Origin of the sequence: Sediminitomix flava (genome assembly GCF_003149185.1) — a bacterium.
GTDB classification, from domain to species: Bacteria; Bacteroidota; Bacteroidia; order Cytophagales; family Flammeovirgaceae; genus Sediminitomix; species Sediminitomix flava.
In genome coordinates this window covers 187,171-204,965 of record NZ_QGDO01000004.1, presented here as the reverse complement: position 1 = coordinate 204,965, position 17,795 = coordinate 187,171, and the positions used below count along the sequence as shown (strand labels likewise).

The following is a 17,795-nucleotide window of genomic DNA, read 5'->3' as shown; positions in this document are numbered from 1 at the left end:
GCTCCGTTCGTCTAGGGGTTAGGACGCCAGGTTTTCATCCTGGTAGCAGGGGTTCGAATCCCCTACGGAGTACAAGCTGCGATCTCGGGCAGTGTAAAAAGTGAGACCCGCTCCGTTCGTCTAGGGGTTAGGACGCCAGGTTTTCATCCTGGTAGCAGGGGTTCGAATCCCCTACGGAGTACAAGCTGCGATCTCGGGCAGTATAAAAAGTGAGACCCGCTCCGTTCGTCTAGGGGTTAGGACGCCAGGTTTTCATCCTGGTAGCAGGGGTTCGAATCCCCTACGGAGTACTAAAAAGTCTCATTACATTTGATGTATGAGACTTTTTTTGTTTTATACCTTTATTTTTATTCTGTAATAATAAAGGAATGCTAGTTATAGCATTCCTTTCGTATTTTTTAGTTGATATATCTCTTGTCTAGAGCGAAGTTCTCAGGGAATTTTCCTTCAATGCCTTTATAATATTCCATTATTTCTCGCATGTCTTTTTCGAAATCTCCCGAAGGCATAATCATTTTTGTCGCGCCAGCTTCTTTATTTTTGTAATCAAGATAACCTAAAATGATAGGTACGTTTGCCTGTAGAGCTACTTGATAGAAGCCTGAACGCCATCTTTTAGCTAATGAACGAGTCCCTTCTGGCGGAATCATCATAGCTAATTCATCGTATTGGTCAAATAACCTAACCATGGCATCGACCATACTTAGTTTTTTATCACGCTTATTCATTGGGCGACGGTCAATACCAATACCTCCCATAGGGCCAATTGCAAGATTAAGAGGGAAGAACATCCATTCTCTTTTAATTGCGAAGCGAAGTTTTACACCCATTTGGCGAAATGCCTCCACTGCAAATACAATATCCCAGTTGCTTGTATGAGGTGCTGCAACCATTACACTCTTTCTCATTTCCTCTTTAGTAAAAGGAACATTTACTTTCCAGCCTTTCAGCCAAAAAAGAAGTCTGAATATTAGTCTTACCATCTGTACTTTCCTTCTGATTCAGAATATGCTTTTATTAAAAGTCCGTAAAGATACTGCTTTCCAAAGAAAGAATACCTTGAGGAATTGTAGATAAAAGTAGTTCTACAACATTCTAAACTATATAAGACTGATAATAAGTTGTTTTGTGACAAAAGTTTAGAAATAAAAAAATCTCAAGAGCCTTTAAAGTGCTCTTGAGATTTTTTTTGGAAATACATTTATGGAAATTTTTAACCACGCCACTCTACTACTTCGCCTCGTTGAGGGTTTAGGTACTCATTTGGCATAACTTGTTTGATTGTTCCTGCAAGGGCTTCAAGCATTGACTCTTTGGCAAAGTTACGAGCAGAAACCAAGCTTACTTCACGCGTTGGTTTAAGGTCTTTGATAGTTCTAATTCTATTCTGTAAATCTTCGTTCATGCCATCTGTAGCCAGTTCTGGAAGTAGTGTAAATCCTCCTTCGTTGTCTACGAGCTTCATTAGCGTTTCTAAAGAACCACTTTCGTAAGCAATTGGTAGATTATTGGATAGTTGACCTTGATATGCACAAAGGTTGATGACTTGATCTCTGAAGCAGTGACCTTTGCTCAAAAGCCATAAATCTGGTGATTTTAGGTCTTCTATGCTTAACTCTTTTTTGTCCTCAAATTTATACTCAGGATTGGTATACACTAAAATGTCTTCATAGAAAAGCGGTGTCTCAACTATGCCATCTTCGTGAAGAGGAGTTACAAGAATACCGACATCTATCTGATCTTGCTTTAGTTGACGAATAATTTCTTCGGTCTGAAGTTCTTTGATGTAAAGTCTCATTTCAGGGTATTCTCTTGTCAGAGGTCCTGCAAATCTAGGAAGCAAGTAAGGGGCTAGTGTCGGAATAATACCCACCGTCAGATCTCCACTCACAATTCCTTGATGTTGTTTTACAATTTCTTCAATACGGTTTACCTCACGAAGTGTATTGCGTGCTTGTTCTATGATTGGTTTACCTACTTCTGTTGGAATGATTGGCTGTTTTGTACGGTCGAAAAGTACAATTCCTAGATATTCCTCAAGTTTCTTGATTTGCATACTCAAGGTTGGTTGTGTCACGAAACAAGCATCTGCAGCCATAGAAAAGCTCTTATGTTGTTCAACTGCCACAATATATTCTAGCTGTGTAACTGTAATCATATCTTATAAAAGAAATAGGTTTGTCAAAAGTGACAGATAATTAACGGAAGAAACTGACTAAATATGAAGGCAATTAACAAAAGTTCTAAATAAAATCATTTATAAAAAAAATTAAAAAATAAGATGATCATTGTCTTTCGTTATTGAATTAATTCGGATTCTGAATTATTTACCTCATTTTAGTAGGCTAATCCGCTAAATAAGGAGATTAAAAATAGAGAAGCGTTCAATTTTTCTTAAACAAAAGAAGAATGGAGCGTGTTAATGCTCTAATAAATTATAATAACGCTAATTATACAGTAGAGATCTTGGTTTGAAATTGTGGGACTTTCTAATATCTACTTACCTTTGCAGCTTGCTAATACAAAAAGCATAGAGGTGAACACTGATAATAGACCGTCTCAGACATAGACAAGATGAACTGTATGCAAGCATAAAAATTGCTAGCTATTACAAATATGAGGGTTTCTGTTTTCAGAAAAGAGCACTTCAATGCAGCTCATCGACTTTATAATCCGAATTGGTCTGAAGAGAAAAATCAGGAGGTATTCGGACTTTGTAGCAATCCAAATTTCCATGGACACAACTATGAAATGGAAGTTCAGGTAACAGGTGAAATAGATCCTGATACGGGCTTTGTGATTGATATGAAATTTCTTCGAGATATCATACGTGAGCATGTAGTAGCTCGGTTCGATCATCGTAATTTGAATTTAGATACCGAAGAATTCGCCAATCTGAATCCTACAGCCGAAAATATCTGTGTAGTGATTTGGCAACTCTTACGTGCACAACTAGAATCAAAATACGATCTTAAAGTTAGACTCTATGAAACAAAACGAAACTTTGTGGAATATCCAGCAATCTGATGGACAGGACGCCGGCCAAGGTAGTACAAATAACTTGTCTGAAAAACAGATGGAAGAAATAGATCAGCTTGGAGATATGCATATTGGTACTTCTATTGAAACACCAATGCGAGCGGATGCTTTTGACCTAGATGATACTACCAAAGTAGCTAAGATTGCAGAACACTTTGAATCAATAATGAACCTTCTTGGGTTGGACCTCAACGACGACAGTTTGAAAGGTACACCTCACAGAGTCGCTAAAATGTATGTAAAGGAAATTTTTAGCGGTCTGAACCCAGAGAATCGTCCAGATATTAAGTTATTCGAAAATAAATACCAGTATAATGAAATGCTGGTAGAAAAAGACATTCACTTTTTCTCAAACTGTGAACATCATTTTGTACCAATTATGGGAAAAGCACATGTAGCTTATATCTCAAATGGTAAAGTGATTGGTCTTTCAAAAATTAATCGTCTTGTACAGTACTATGCAAAACGTCCACAGGTACAAGAAAGATTAACTGTACAAATTCTAGAAGACTTGAAGAAAACCCTAGAAACCGAAGATGTAGCAATCATTATTGATGCAAAACACCTTTGTGTATCTATGCGTGGAGTTGAAGACACCTCGTCTTCGACTGTGACTTCAGCATACTCTGGAAAATTTCAAGACGAAGCTACTCGCAATGAGTTCTTGAAATACCTATCTTTATCCTCAGATTAATTTTAATTGACTTAGGAATAAAATAAGGCAAAGCTGTGTTCCTTATTCAATAAGTAAACTAGTTCTTTATACTCTCCTTTTTATACATCAAAAATAGATGTTTGAAGGAAGGTAAAGAACTAATTTTCTTTATGTTGGATAGATCGTAGCAAAGAAATGCCCCAACATGGAAAATTTCTTATAAATTTGCCCGATACAGTGATAACAAATATTGATACTTATTCATATGAAAAGAGTAACATATTTGTTGTTCCAAGCGTTTACCTAGTAGAAAATAGCAAACATCAATAATATTATGGCAAGAGAACAAGTAAAGTGCTTGATCATCGGATCAGGCCCAGCAGGATATACAGCAGCGATCTATGCAGCAAGAGCTGAGCTTAAACCTGTACTTTACCAAGGAAACCAACCAGGTGGTCAGTTGACGATCACAAACGATGTGGAAAACTTCCCAGGTTATCCAGAAGGAATTATGGGACCACAAATGATGATGGATCTTCAGAAGCAAGCTGAAAGATTTGGCGCTGATATCCGTAGTGGTTTCGTTACTTCTGTAAACTTTGATAAAGAAGGAAACAAGCACGTAGTCACTGTAGATGAGAATACTGAGATCGAAGCAGAGTCAGTAATTATCTCAACTGGAGCTTCTGCAAAATGGTTAGGACTAGAGTCTGAGCAACGTTTGAACGGTAGTGGTGTTTCTGCTTGTGCCGTTTGTGATGGTTTCTTCTACAGAGGACAAGACGTAGTTGTAGTAGGTGGTGGTGATACTGCTGCTGAAGAAGCTAGCTACTTGTCAAAACTTTGTAATAAAGTTTATTTGGTAGTTCGTCGTGATGAGATGAGAGCTTCTAAAGTAATGCAACAAAGAGTTGAGAATGCAGCAAACATTGAAATTCTTTGGAATACAGAAACTGTAGAGGTTCTAGGAGAGAATGTAGTAGACGCTATTCGCGTGAAAAATAATGTAACAGGCGAGGAAAGAGATATTCCTGCTACAGGATTCTTCGTAGCTATTGGTCACAAGCCAAATACAGATGTATTCAAAGGTCAATTGGATATGGACGGAAATGGTTATTTGATCACTAAAGCAGATAGCACAGCAACAAATATCCCTGGTGTATTTGCAGCAGGTGATGCACAAGACCACGTGTACAGACAAGCGATTACAGCTGCTGGTACTGGTTGTATGGCAGCACTAGAAGCTGAACGTTTCTTGGCAGTAAAAGAAGTAGAAGCTGAAGCATAATTTGCTTTCACTTCCTTAAACATACATTTGTAATGAAGCCCTTTTCCAATTGGAAAAGGGCTTTTTTTTGTACTCAAAAAATAGATCGTTTCACTCTTCAAATAGATTCCAAAAATTAAGAACGATTGTCTTTAAAAACCATGTTTGTGTAAGCGAGGACAAGAATATCGCTTATTCACTCCTCATTAGAGAATGTATAAGATAGTAACCTAACTAACAATCATTCTTTTACAGCCCATCTACTTTACAGAATGTGAAAATGGGTTAATAGCTGAGAATGAAAGTACTAAGACCTGAATTAGCCTATGAAATCTTCAAAAAATCCACTACATTGCGGACTTGTTTCCGAAACAGGAGACCGAAGAAAGATATTTGCAGATAGAGACAATATAGTTATGAAGTTGAAGGTTATCCTATTAACATTATTTACTCTGGCATTAATACCATTTGACAGCAACTTTGCGCAAGATGCTCCTACCGTAAAAAAGAAGAAGCTCTCACGTAAAGAACGCAAAGCCTTACAAGCCAAACTGGAAGCAAACGAACGTTATTTGGAAGCACTGATCAGAAAAAATGATGAAGAGTTTATTCTGGTGAATGGAGAGTTCGATTGTGAAGAGTCTGAATTGCTAAGAGATTTACCTAAGCCTTATGAGCGTATCAACCTAAATGAGACAGAAGTCTGTAAAGATCAGGTTGAGATCATGCCTGGTAAAATGGTAGATGCAGAATATATGTTGGCAGAAGATTATTATTCGACTTGGAGTACAACCAACATCAATCCATACAAGACCAAAGCTAAAGAGCTTCCTGAAACCGTGAAGCTGAAGTTGTATGAAAGTGCATATGATGGCGATTGGTCATTCCCAACAGACAGTACAAGAATTACTTCTCATTATGGATTCAGACGTATGAGATTCCATCATGGAGTAGATTTAAAAGTGCAAATTGGCGATCCGATCTATTCTGTATTTGATGGCGTAGTTCGTATGGCTCGTTACAACAGAGGTGGATATGGCTACTATGTTGTCATTCGTCATAAAAATGGATTAGAGACCCTTTATGGGCATTTAAATAAGTATAGTGTGACTCCTGGGCAGGTCGTTAAAGCAGGAGATATCATTGGACAAGGAGGAAATACAGGACGTAGTTCTGGTCCTCACCTTCACTTTGAGGTACGTTATCAAGGAAATGCATTCGACCCAAATTCAATGTTTGATTTGGTTGAATACACTGAAGACCTTCCAGAGTTATTCGCATTGAATCGTGATGAGCATTACAAGAAGCTACTTAAATCTGAAGCTAATGTTTATCACAAAATTAGAAGTGGTGATAGCCTTTGGAAAATCAGTAAGAAGTATCATACTTCTGTGAATAAAATCTGTAGACTAAATGGAATGTCTAAAAACTCTGTTTTGAGAGTTGGAAAGACAATTCGAGTGAGATAATATAGGAAATGGAAACAGCTAACCTTAGTTACCTGTTTCCATTTCTTTAGTTAATATATTTTGGATCATTTCGATTTCTTTGGCGTAAATGGTCTTTTTTCTGTAGGCGAAATATAAGGTGTTTGAGATAGGTGTTTTTCCTTCCCAAATTACTTGTATTTCGCCTTTTTCAATTTCGTGTTTACACAAAAAGTCAGGGATAATCGCCAAGCCCTTTCCCATACAAAGGCATCTCACAATAGAATTGATATTGGGAACAATAAAGTTTGGACGGAAGTCGGGAGCACCACCAAAATTATTTTGCCAAAATCGGCTCGAATGTTCATTATCGCCTGCTACACCATACCATTTCTGCTCTTTCAGCCACTTAATGACCTCTTTCTGCCCTAGTTTTAAGGCTTCATCAAATTCAGCTTTTTCTACTCCTTGACTTCCCACTAGAAGTATAGTTTCTTTAGAGAATGGCTCATGAATAATCCCTTTTGTTTCTTGTAGATGAGGCGTGACAATAAGATCAACGACTCCTTTTTCAAGTTTTGAAACCAAATCTTGGTATCCTCCGAATTGTAGAATCAGATTAAAAGGAAACGTATGGAGGTATTTTTCCAAACTAAATTGAAAAGTCTCAAAGCACATACCCAAGCTAATTGTAGGTGTGTCTTTTTCGGTACTTCTTTGAAACATACTTTCCACTTCCTCCAATTTTAAAATAGGATCAATTACAGAGTTGTAAAGTAGTTTTCCTCTTTCAGTGGGCACAAGTTTTCTTGATGACCTGTCAAAAAGTTTGTAGCCCACATAACTTTCCAACGAACTCAGGTGCAAACTCACTCCAGGTTGAGAAATAAAAAGAGCTTCGGCAGCAGCCGTAAGCGTTCCTTTTTCATATATCGCTTTAAAGGTTCTGTACCATTCTAAATTGACCATATTTTCTATCTATTAGTATTCTGATACAAAGCTATGATTTGTCTTATTTTTATAATCCATAAACAACAAATATCTTTGTATTGTCAAAAAACGATAAGAACTATTTCTCTTAGAAGCTTTTGACAATCAATCAAAAAAGAACAAACAAACTTCAAAGATATGACTACTGATAAATCACCACTTTATCAAGAAACAAAATTAGGATCGCTTGAGCTTAAGAATAGAATTGTGATGCCTCCAATGACTCGTTCGAGAGCTGGAAAAGGAGATGTGGCAAGCGAAATGATGGCAGAATATTATGCACAAAGAGCTTCGGCAGGTCTTATAGTTTCAGAAGGAACGCAAATTAGCCCTCAAGGACAAGGATACGCTTGGACACCAGGAATATATAGCGATGCACAGATAGAGGGATGGAAGAAAGTGACAACTGCAGTTCATAACGCTGGCGGAAAAATGTTTGCTCAGCTTTGGCACGTAGGTCGTATTTCTCATACAGCACTTCAGCCTAATGGCGATGCACCTGTTTCTTCTTCTGCATTAGTTGGAGAAGGAGTTAAAGTTTTTATTGACCCAGAAAATAAGGGAGCGGCAAATGGTGTAGGTGAGATGATCCAACATTCAATGCCTAGAGCATTAACGATCCCTGAGATCAAAGATATTGTAGAAGAATATGCGCAAGCGGCAAAAAATGCAATAGCAGCAGGTTTTGATGGAATTGAGCTACACGGTGCAAACGGATATTTGATTAATCAGTTTATAGATTCAGAGTCGAATAATCGTACAGATGAATATGGCGGCTGTTTAGAGAATAGACTTCGTTTTATGAAAGAGGTAGTTACAGCAGTTAGTGAAGCGATTGGAAAAGACAGAGTCGGAATTCGTTTAGCGCCTTTGACCACTTTAAACGGAACAGTTGATGCTACTCCAGAAGAAACTTATTTAACAGCTGTAAAGGTCTTGAATGATTTAGGTATTACTTATGTACATATAGCGGAAGCAGACTGGGAAGATGCACCTCTGATGCCTATTGAATTTAAGAAGGCACTTCGTGAGGCATTTAAAGGAACCTTGATATATGCAGGAAAATACACAAAAGAAAAAGCTGAACAAGCTATAGCTGAAGGTTGGGCAGATATGATCGCATTTGGTCGCCCATTTATCGCCAACCCTGATCTACCATACAGATTAGAACATAATCTTCCGTTGAATGAGCCAAAACCAGAAAGCTTTTTCGGTGGAACTCAAAAAGGATTAATAGATTATCCTACTTATCAAGAAACTATGAAAACAACAAATACACTATTCAGCCCACTTACTTTCAATAATTTTAAAGTTGACAACAGAATTGCAATGGCTCCAATGACACGTTCGAGAACGGATAAAGGGGATGTGCCAAACGCAATGATGGCAAAATATTATAAACAACGTGCTACGGCAGGTCTGATTATCTCAGAAGGGACTCCGATCTCGGCAGTAGGACGTGGTTATTCAATGACTCCGGGTATTTATACGCCAGAACAAATTGAAGGATGGAAATTGGTGACTAAAGCTGTTCATGAAGCAGGAGGTAAAATCTTTGCGCAGTTATGGCATGTTGGTCGTCGTTCACACACTTCGATTGCTGGGGAGCAACCAGTATCGGCGTCAGCTGTGAAAGATCCAGATAAAGTATTTGGTCCTCTTCCAGAAGGTGGTTTCGGTATGATTGAAACAGATGTGCCAAGAGCATTGACTGTGGAGGAAATTAAAGCTACGACGCAAGACTTCGTTCAAGCAGCTAAAAATGCGGTGGAAGCAGGTTTTGATGGTGTAGAACTTCACGGTGCACATGGTTATTTGATTGACCAATTCCTAAGAATTCATACAAACCAACGTACTGATGAATACGGTGGTAGCAAAGAAAATCGTAGCCGTTTCTTAGTTGAAACGATGCAAGCCGTAGTTGATGCGATTGGAGGAGACAAAGTAGCGATTCGTATTTCTCCATTGGTAACAGAAGGTATTGCAGAGCCTGATCCAGAAATTATTGATCTAACGTTAGATATTCTGAAACAACTGACTCCAATGAATTTGGCTTATGTTCACTTCTCTGAGAATATTTCTAATTATCAGGAAGTAACTGAAGATTTCCGTAAAGCAGTTCGTGAAGTATATCAAAACCCAATCATGATTGCTGGAAAGCTGACGAAAGAAGCAGCGGAAGAAGCAATTGCTAAAGGATATGCGGATATGGCTGCATTTGGTCAACCATTCATTACCAATCCAGATTTAGTATATCGTTTTGAAAATGATTTGGAGCTGACTCCTGTTGGTTATGATGCCCACTCTACGTTTTATGGTGGAGGAGAAGAAGGATATACAGATTATCCAACTTATCAAGAAATGAAAATGGCTGAAGCAAAATAATTGCTTCTTAGGCAGATGTAGATAGTTTGAAACCGCCTTCCTCTTTATTGAGCGAAGGCGGTTTTTTTGTATAAATGAGTTTAGAACTGAATTCCAATTTTCCCTATTGCTTTTCCAGACCGTTGTATTTCATGGGCTTTTTCGAGGTTTTCGATATTAAAACCTTCAAAAGAAGTATTTAGCGTTGTTTTGATTTCGCCCTTATCTACCAACTCAGCAACTTTGTTCAATAAGTTATACTGCTCAATCATATCATCGGTCTGAAACATCGAACGCGTAAACATCAGCTCCCAAGCGAAAGTAAAGCTTTTGCTTTTTCCTTTTGTCAAATCTATTTTTTCGGGAGTTTCAACGATAGAGCAAATTTTTCCTTGAGGAGCTATAAGCTCAATCATGTTATCCCAGTGTAGTGCAGTATTATTGAATTGTAAGATATAATTGACATGTTGAAATCCAGTTGCTCGAACACTAGCGATCAAATCATGATGATTAACAACATGATCAGCTCCCATATTTTTACACCATTCAATAGTATCTTCTCTAGATGCAGTAGAGAGTACTTTCAGTTTGGTCATTTTTTTAGCGATTTGAGTCGCAATAGAACCTACACCTCCTGCACCTCCAATAATGAGAATTGATTTTCCTTCTTCACCATTTTCTTTGATGCCAAGACGGTCAAAAATAGCTTCATAAGCAGTGATACTAGTAAGTGGGAGTGCTGCTGCTTCAATTTCAGAAATAGATTTTGGTTTAAAACCTGTGATTCGTTCATCGATCAATTGAAACTGAGCATAGCAACCTGGTTTGGTGATATCTCCAGCATAAAAAACTTCATCTCCTTTTTTGAATAAGGTGACTTTTTCTCCTACCTCAATAACGGTTCCTGTGGCGTCCCAACCTAAAATTGTAGGTTCATTTTCTTCGGGAACAGGTCTGTCAAAAACTTTGTAGTCTACTGGGTTTATCGCGATAGCTTTTATTTCAACGAGAAGTTCATGACCTGATGGATTAGGTTTTGCGGTTTCAAAGTCTATAAATTGATTTTTACCGTCAATTGTTCTTACACCTATTGCTTTCATATTGGGAGTGTTTGGTTAAATAAACTCACCTCCCGAACAGGCAACTCTTGACTTTCGTTCTTTCAGTTGATAGAAAGAAAAACTGCTGCTTCTATACCTTTCTCATCAGTTTTCAACAGTTTTTAGGTCTATCTCTGTTGAATTCTAATTAATGGTATTGAAGCAGCAGTTGTGTAGTTAAGCTATTGCTATCTATTTCTTTTTCTTCTCAGGTCTGTAATATGATCTTTGAAAGAAGCTTTGAGCATCTTCTTCAACGAGCACTTGCGCCAATGATTCATTAGAATGTTTTTGAGCGTAGCTCTCTACAATTCTCATTCCCAACCACTGACCAATTCGACCAGGGCATTCTTTATCAATTTCATTTACATGAGGTCTTTCGGCTATATATTTTCTCTTTTTGAAATGATTGGACTCAAAAAGAAGGTTTTGATCAACGAAGTGTGCATATATTTTTCCTTCGTTGTGGTAACAGCCTGCCAATTCTTGTCCTGAATATCCCCATTTGAGAGAGTCGTTTACGGTAGGAAGAACCTTGTCTGTGAAATAATGTGCTTTTCCATACAAAATCATTTCGTCCAACATGGTTTGTCCTTCTCCTTGTTTAATAAAACTCGAAGATAAATGCTGTGCAATTGTTGGTGTAATGTACTCTGGATGATACCTTTTCAGAATATAACCAGGAACCTCTGGGCGGTAAGATGTTTCATTTCCTGCAAAGTAATCTAAGCCAATATAGATTCCGCTTGGTGAAATGTGAATATCATTTCCGAAACCAAAATTACCGAAGCCAGAAACTACTGTATAAACAGGTAATTCTTTGAAATCTGGAAAATAATATTTGATGTATTTATATAATTCGGCAATCTCAGACTCCAATCTTTTAGTATTAGGAAAAGCCATCTGAACTTCTTGATAAAGCGTATCATTGTAAGTGTAATTCAGAAAGGCATCCAACTGATGAACAATTTGTTCTGGGGGGAATCGATTGGTCAGAAAAAGATCTCTAGCCAAAACTGGGTTATTGTTGAGGTACTTTCGTATGTCCTCTTTCCCATTTAGCGAGAAGATTTCTCTTTCTAATCTTCTGATCTGAACGTCTACTTTTATATCTGATATATCGGGAATTTTATCTACATCATTCCCACAAGAAAACAATCCCAAAAGGCTAATAAGCCACAACACATAAATTCCTGTTCTCATAAAAAATTGATACGATTATTTTATCGTCGAAATAAAACCAAAACCAAGCCAAGTTGTAGACTTGTTATTCGTCTGAATTTTTATCTTTCTTCTTGAAAATACCGAAAAGCCCTTTTTTGTTTTTCTTTCGTTCTTCTCTCTTTTGCTTACGTTTCTCTTTTTGAAGCTCCCTTTTGTATTTCAATTCGGGGTTAGACATGAAAATACGAGTCAATACATTTCCTTCGTCATTAGGGTCTTCTAATAAGAAATCTTCACAAGCCAATAACTCACTTTGCTTCTCTGAAGGCTGAGGGAATTTGGCATAAGAGATGTTTTTAAAAGTAGGGTCTGCATTGATTTCTTTCATGTACAATGCAAAAATAGGTAGGGCAGTTTTTGCTCCTTGTCCTAATGCGGTACTTCTGAAGTGAATAGCAGGGATATCATTTCCAACCCAAGTACCTGTTACTAGGTTTGGCGAAATAGCCATAAACCAACCGTCGGTATTTGATTGTGTGGTACCTGTTTTTCCACCTAAGTCATTTCGCAGTCCATATCTTGAAGACAGACTCTGAGCTGTACCTCTTTCAACTACACCTTTAAGCATTTGCTGCATCAATTGTGCAGTGTTTTGAGAGATTACCCTTTCTCCTTTTTCAGCTTCGGGAGCTTCGTACAATACATTTCCATCTTCATCTTCAATAGATAAAATATACTGTGGCGTAACTTTATAACCACCATTGGCAAAAGTACAGTAGGCTGTTACAAGGTCGAAAAGAGAAAGTTCTGCTGTACCAAGAGCGATAGATGGAGAGTCTTGCATCTTCTTTTTATTGATCTGAACGCCCATTTCATTTGCTAAATCAATAGTTTCTGGTACACCAGCTTCCAATATTGTTTTTACCGAAACCGTATTTACAGAATTGGCTAAAGCTCCTTTCAAAGAGTAAAAACCTTCATCTTTACCATTGGCATTTGCAGGCTTCCAATTATCATATTCTTCATAAGCAACACTTTCATTGGAAATGAATTTACATGGTGCAATTCCACTTTCGAGGGCAGTAGCATAAACAAAAGGTTTGAATGTAGAACCTACTTGTCTCTTCAATTGCTTTACGTGATCTATTTTCCAATGTCTGTGGTCTATCCCCCCAACCCAAGTTTTGACATAGCCTGTTTCAGGATCCATACTCATCATTCCCATATTCAAGAATTTGAGATAATGTCTGATAGAGTCGATGGGGCTAAGTAATTCTTCTTTTGTTCCTTCATGAGTGAACACTTCAATACGAAGCTCTTTATTAAGCTCCTTGAACATTTCAGTTTCATCTAGACCTTTTTCTAGCAATGCTTGATAGTGGGCAGATTTCTGTACTTCGTTATCTAGAATTTCTTGTGTCCAAGGGTTTTTATACTTCCAATGACGATTGAAAATCTCCTGTAACTCAGTCATATGCTTTTTCATGGCTGATTCCGCATAAGTCTGAAGTTGGTAATCAATAGATGTTCTAATTTTTAAGCCATCGGTATAAAGGTTATAGCTTTTCCCTGTTTTAGCTTCAATATCCTTTAGTTTATCAAGAAGCTCTTTTCGGATATGCTCTCTGAAATATGTCGCAAGCCCGTTGTTATTATCAATGACTTGATAATTGAGTTTAAGCTTCTTGGTTTTTAGTTCGTTACATCTTGTGATACTGATGAAGCCAGCTTTTTCCATTTGCTCCAAAACCACATTTCTACGATGTTGTGATTTCTCAGGAAAAAGACGAGGATTGTAAGAGTAGTTGGCTTTTAGCATACCTACCAAAACAGCCGCTTCTTCAATTTTAAGATCTTTTGGCTCACAGCTAAAGAATTTGTGTGAAGCAGTTTTAATTCCGAAGGTATTATCACTAAAAGGAACCGTATTTAGATAGAGCGTGATGATTTCATTCTTAGAATAGATGTCTTCCAGACGAGTAGCGATGATAGATTCTTTTAGCTTATGCGCAAGTAAATCCATGCTAGAGCTAACATCTCTAGGGTATAGGTTTTTCACAAGTTGTTGAGATAGGGTAGAACCACCACCTGAGCTACGGTCTCCGAGTAAGATTGTTTTAAAAACCACTCGTAACCAGCTTTGGTAGTCAACACCTTCGTGCTCCAAAAAACGGCTATCTTCTGTAGCAATCAGAGCCTCAATTACATACGGAGAAATGTCCTCGTAAGCTACGTGACTTCTTTCTTGTACATAATATCGACCAAGTAATTCTCCGCCAACGGCAAAAACTTCAGAAGCTTCTTGGTTATCGATATTTGCCAATTCTTTTTTAGTTGGCAATTTCCCGAAAACACCTGCAAAAACGGAAACTACAAAAAGCACACAAACCAGTAATACTGTACTTAACCCTAGAATTGTACCCCATTTTATTCTATCCTTCATGGGTAATTCAAGGATACGCTTATATATTCTCATCATAATGATCACACCTATCTATTGGACAAAAGTAAGGAAAAAATAGAAGCTTCGGATATTCAAAAACTTAGCTAAGCCATCTTTTATAAAAAATTAAAAAATCGGAAGGGCTATTTGATACAAAAAAAGGCTACCTCATTAACAAAATGAGATAGCCCCTTAAATATGAAAATTTGAATATGCTGATTAAGAGTTTATTCAGCAACCCAAAGTTGAACTCTTGATCCGTAGCGGAATTCACCACTGTCTGAATGAGGACTTTGACGGATTACAGAACCAGAGTCAACATTTTCATCTGCTTTTACTACTCTGATTTTTCCTAAACTAAATCCAGCACCTACAATTTCTCTTTTTGCTTCACGCTCGCTTAAGCCATAGACATTAGGTACTACGCCTTTAGCGCCACCAAGACCGTCACCTACTTCTAGATCAACTGAAGCTCCTTTAGAGATTTTATATCCTTCCAAAATTTGTTGCTCAGTAACTTCTTCACCATCCACAAATACTTTTAGGATGTTGTTGATACCAATCGCTTTTTTCTCACCGCCAGAAATGACATAGTCAGGTACACGTTTAATGCGTCCGATTCTCAAATCTGAATTTTCAAGCAATACATAGGCATTTTTTAAAGAAGAACCACTTCCTAAAATTTGCGGCATATTGATAATCGGTGGATTTGTAGGATTCAACGTTAGATAAATACGACGATTGTTTTTCACTTTAGCACCAGGAGTCGGTGTGTGAGAAAGTACCGTCATAGGAGGTAAATCAGGGTTGTAGTTATTGGCTGAAGAATCTTCAATTTCAAAACGCAAACCTGCTTGTTGTAGCTCAGAAATAGCTTGATCATAGCTAAGGCTGTCCACGTCTGGAACTTTAATAGTTTCGCCGTGGTCAGTTACACTTGGTAAAAAAACGTTGAAAAAGCCCCAAATTACGGCTCCCCCAATCACAGACATAATGACAATGTTAAGTACCAGCGATAAAGGAGAGTTTTCTTTGAATTTATCTAACATAATCTCAATTCTTGAATTCGATATAAGTCGAGTGATTTACACTCTTCGTTCAAAAGTAATCCTTTTTCTTCTTTTAAGCTAAAATTGCTTGTAAGGCTCCTGTGAAAAATTCTGTTAAAGTCATTCCCATTTCATTGACTTGTTGAGGAATGATACTGGCTCTTGATAAACCTGGTATTGTATTTACTTCCAATAAATAAGGTTGATCTTTTACGATAATGAAATCTGTGCGCACAAAGCCTTTCAGATTTAAAGATTGATAGACTTTAGCAGCTAATTCACGAACTGCAGCCGTTTGTACATCTGAAATTTCAGCAGGTGTTATTTCTTGAGATTTTCCTTCGTATTTCGCTTCGTAGTCGAAAAACTCATTTTCAGAACGGATTTCAGTGATAGGAAGTACCAACACTTCTCCATCTTTTCGCATTGTACCCACAGAAACTTCTGTTCCTTCTAAGAAGCTTTCAATCAAAATCTGAGAATCTTCTTTCAGAGCTAAGTGGATTGCGGGCAAAAGCTCTGCTTCGGTTTTTACCTTACTAATTCCAAATGAAGAACCTGCTCTGTTTGGTTTTACGAAGCACGGAAGTCCAACTTTCTCTATAATTTCATCTGTCTTGATTTCCATATCGCTAGAAAGGAATACTGATTCGGCTACAGGAATCTCATATTGTTTCGCGACAGCATTACATTCTCTTTTATTGAAAGTAAGTGCAGCTTCAAACGGAAGGCAAGAAGTATAAGGAATATTGAGCATATCGAAATAGCCCACTAGTTTGCCATCTTCACCAGGTGTGCCATGGATTGCATTGAATACGCCATCAAAAGTGATTTTCTTACCTTGATATTCAAAGCCAAAATCGTTTTTATCAATTTCAATTTTTGAATTATCATCCAACAAAACATACCAGCTTTTAAGCTCAATAATGACACGGTATGCTTCAAATAAATTGCGGTCTAAAGATTCATAAACCACATTACCACTATTAATTGAAATTTGGTATTCAGAAGAATAGCCGCCCATAGCGACTGCAATCGTCTTTTTCATAAGAGTTCGTCAAAGAATAAGGGATGACCTAGTTTTTCTATGTTTCTACAAATATTGAAAAAACTCTTTATGAAGCGTGAAACCTAAGAGATAAAAAGATAAAATAATTCAACTTTTTCTGAGCCAAAATTAGTTATTGCTTGGTCTTCAGAAATTTTGATTTTGCTTAACGTATTTTATAATTCTTACAAGATAAGTTATAAGTATGTGAACGTTCTTGATATTTGTGAGATTTCCCTTAAATTAGCGGACTGACAAGCCCGACCCCATGAAATTTTTAGGGTAAAGCTGTCCTTTGATAAGAAAGGAAGGAGATAACAACAATCGTTAAAAGGTGAAAACCAAATCTTTATAGTACTTTTCTTCTGATTAAATGTGGGGGGACGGAAATTTTTTACTTTGGATTTCGTCCAAAATTGAAAATATTATGAAAGAGAAAAAAGAAAATAATCAAAAGCAACAGCCTCACCAGCCAACAGCTGCTGAAGAAGCTATGAAAAGCATTGAATCTACTGAGGCTCTTCAAGAAGAACTAAGTAGAACACAAAAGTTCTTCGACGAAAACAAATCATTAGTTACGGGAGTACTTGGAGGTATTTGTGTATTAGTTGTAGCTTACTTTGGTTATAACATGTACATCGAAAAACAAGATCAAGCTGCTCAAGCGGAATTGTCTTCGGCTGTTTTTTACATGGAAAAAGATTCTCTTCAAACAGCATTGGAAGGTGATGGAAACTATACTTCAGGTTTGTTAGCTGTAGCTGACGACTTTAGTTCTACTCCTGCGGGCAACTTGGCTCATTTTTATGCAGGGCTTTCTTATTTGAAGTTGGGTGAGTTTGATAACGCAATTGCTCAATTGGAAAAATTCAGCTCAAGCGATCTTTTGGTTCAAGCTAGAGCTTATGCTTTGATTGGCGATGCTTATAGTGAAAAGCAAGCTTACGGAGATGCAATCTCTTTCTACAAAAAAGCTGCTGACTACAAAGGTAATGATGAGTTCACTCCTGTATACTTGCAAAAACTTGCTTTTGCTCAAGAAGCAAACAGTGATAAAGATGCAGCAGCTGCAACTTACAATACACTTATCGAAGAGTATCCAAACTCAGCAGAAAGCAGAGATGCTAAAAAATATTTGGCAGGTTTAGGTCTATAATTAATAGCACCATTCTAAATCTGATGAAGCTACTCCGAACTTAGAATTGGAGTAGCTTTTTTACTTTAAGTTCTATCCACTCACTAACATCTG

Annotated in this window: 14 protein-coding genes and 3 tRNA genes; 9 read left to right on the top strand and 8 right to left on the bottom strand. The window is 37.4% G+C overall.

Translation table 11 applies throughout. The features are described from left to right. From BC781_RS16395 to BC781_RS16385, 3 genes are all read left to right on the top strand, one after another. Positions 1 to 72: transfer RNA gene (locus tag BC781_RS16395), tRNA-Glu, on the top strand. A gap of 37 nt (positions 73 to 109) precedes the next feature. Further along, positions 110 to 181, top strand: a tRNA-Glu gene (locus BC781_RS16390). Positions 182 to 218: 37 nt separating this feature from the next. Continuing rightward, positions 219 to 290: transfer RNA gene (locus BC781_RS16385), tRNA-Glu, on the top strand. Positions 291 to 398: 108 nt separating this feature from the next. Here the strand turns inward: BC781_RS16385 and BC781_RS16380 are convergent. Together BC781_RS16380 and BC781_RS16375 are read right to left on the bottom strand one after the other, a co-directional pair. Next, on the bottom strand, positions 399 to 983 hold the full coding sequence (locus BC781_RS16380) for a 1-acyl-sn-glycerol-3-phosphate acyltransferase (RefSeq protein WP_109619753.1): 585 nt from the start codon (positions 981 to 983) through the stop codon (positions 399 to 401). Between the two features lie 230 nt (positions 984 to 1,213). Then, positions 1,214 to 2,158: a hydrogen peroxide-inducible genes activator gene (locus tag BC781_RS16375; protein WP_109619751.1), complete on the bottom strand. Its 945-nt coding sequence runs from the start codon at positions 2,156 to 2,158 to the stop codon at positions 1,214 to 1,216. A gap of 458 nt (positions 2,159 to 2,616) precedes the next feature. Between BC781_RS16375 and BC781_RS16370 the strand changes: the two genes are divergently transcribed. From BC781_RS16370 to BC781_RS16355, 4 genes are all read left to right on the top strand, one after another. Further along, positions 2,617 to 3,027 carry a 6-pyruvoyl trahydropterin synthase family protein gene (locus BC781_RS16370; protein ID WP_109619749.1) on the top strand — a complete coding sequence of 137 codons (411 nt, stop codon included), beginning with the start codon at positions 2,617 to 2,619 and terminating at the stop codon, positions 3,025 to 3,027. Next, on the top strand, positions 2,987 to 3,733 hold the full coding sequence (folE, locus tag BC781_RS16365) for a GTP cyclohydrolase I FolE (RefSeq protein ID WP_109619747.1): 747 nt from the start codon (positions 2,987 to 2,989) through the stop codon (positions 3,731 to 3,733). The genes BC781_RS16370 and folE overlap by 41 nt, the downstream gene beginning before the upstream one ends. A gap of 295 nt (positions 3,734 to 4,028) precedes the next feature. Then, positions 4,029 to 4,982 carry a thioredoxin-disulfide reductase gene (trxB, locus tag BC781_RS16360; protein ID WP_109619745.1) on the top strand — a complete coding sequence of 318 codons (954 nt, stop codon included), beginning with the start codon at positions 4,029 to 4,031 and terminating at the stop codon, positions 4,980 to 4,982. A 305-nt stretch (positions 4,983 to 5,287) separates the two neighbouring features. After that, on the top strand, positions 5,288 to 6,430 hold the full coding sequence (locus BC781_RS16355; protein ID WP_109619743.1) for a M23 family metallopeptidase: 1,143 nt from the start codon (positions 5,288 to 5,290) through the stop codon (positions 6,428 to 6,430). A gap of 24 nt (positions 6,431 to 6,454) precedes the next feature. On the opposite strand, the gene BC781_RS16350 is transcribed toward BC781_RS16355, so the two are convergent. After that, positions 6,455 to 7,357 carry a LysR family transcriptional regulator gene (locus BC781_RS16350; RefSeq protein WP_109619741.1) on the bottom strand — a complete coding sequence of 301 codons (903 nt, stop codon included), beginning with the start codon at positions 7,355 to 7,357 and terminating at the stop codon, positions 6,455 to 6,457. Between the two features lie 159 nt (positions 7,358 to 7,516). Here BC781_RS16350 and BC781_RS25750 point away from each other — a divergent pair, with 159 nt between their 5' ends. Then, the gene (locus BC781_RS25750; protein WP_245935626.1) at positions 7,517 to 9,763 is read left to right on the top strand and encodes an alkene reductase; all 2,247 of its coding nucleotides are present in this window, start codon (positions 7,517 to 7,519) and stop codon (positions 9,761 to 9,763) included. 80 nt (positions 9,764 to 9,843) lie between these two features. On the opposite strand, the gene BC781_RS16335 is transcribed toward BC781_RS25750, so the two are convergent. From BC781_RS16335 to BC781_RS16315, 5 genes are all read right to left on the bottom strand, one after another. Continuing rightward, complete coding sequence (locus BC781_RS16335; protein ID WP_109619739.1) at positions 9,844 to 10,842, bottom strand: zinc-binding alcohol dehydrogenase family protein; 999 nt, start codon at positions 10,840 to 10,842, stop codon at positions 9,844 to 9,846. A 192-nt stretch (positions 10,843 to 11,034) separates the two neighbouring features. After that, a complete protein-coding gene (gene gldB / locus BC781_RS16330; protein ID WP_109619737.1) occupies positions 11,035 to 12,045 on the bottom strand; it encodes a gliding motility lipoprotein GldB in 1,011 nt (336 codons plus the stop codon). A 64-nt stretch (positions 12,046 to 12,109) separates the two neighbouring features. Beyond that, positions 12,110 to 14,485, bottom strand: a complete 2,376-nt coding sequence (locus BC781_RS16325; protein WP_109619736.1) for a transglycosylase domain-containing protein — start codon at positions 14,483 to 14,485, stop codon at positions 12,110 to 12,112. Positions 14,486 to 14,676: 191 nt separating this feature from the next. Next, positions 14,677 to 15,498 (bottom strand): PASTA domain-containing protein, encoded by an 822-nt coding sequence (locus BC781_RS16320; protein WP_109619734.1) that lies wholly within the window; start codon positions 15,496 to 15,498, stop codon positions 14,677 to 14,679. 73 nt (positions 15,499 to 15,571) lie between these two features. Continuing rightward, on the bottom strand, positions 15,572 to 16,546 hold the full coding sequence (locus BC781_RS16315) for a D-alanine--D-alanine ligase (protein ID WP_109619732.1): 975 nt from the start codon (positions 16,544 to 16,546) through the stop codon (positions 15,572 to 15,574). 427 nt (positions 16,547 to 16,973) lie between these two features. Here BC781_RS16315 and BC781_RS16310 point away from each other — a divergent pair, with 427 nt between their 5' ends. Further along, on the top strand, positions 16,974 to 17,702 hold the full coding sequence (locus BC781_RS16310; protein ID WP_245935625.1) for a tetratricopeptide repeat protein: 729 nt from the start codon (positions 16,974 to 16,976) through the stop codon (positions 17,700 to 17,702). Positions 17,703 to 17,795 lie beyond the last annotated feature (93 nt).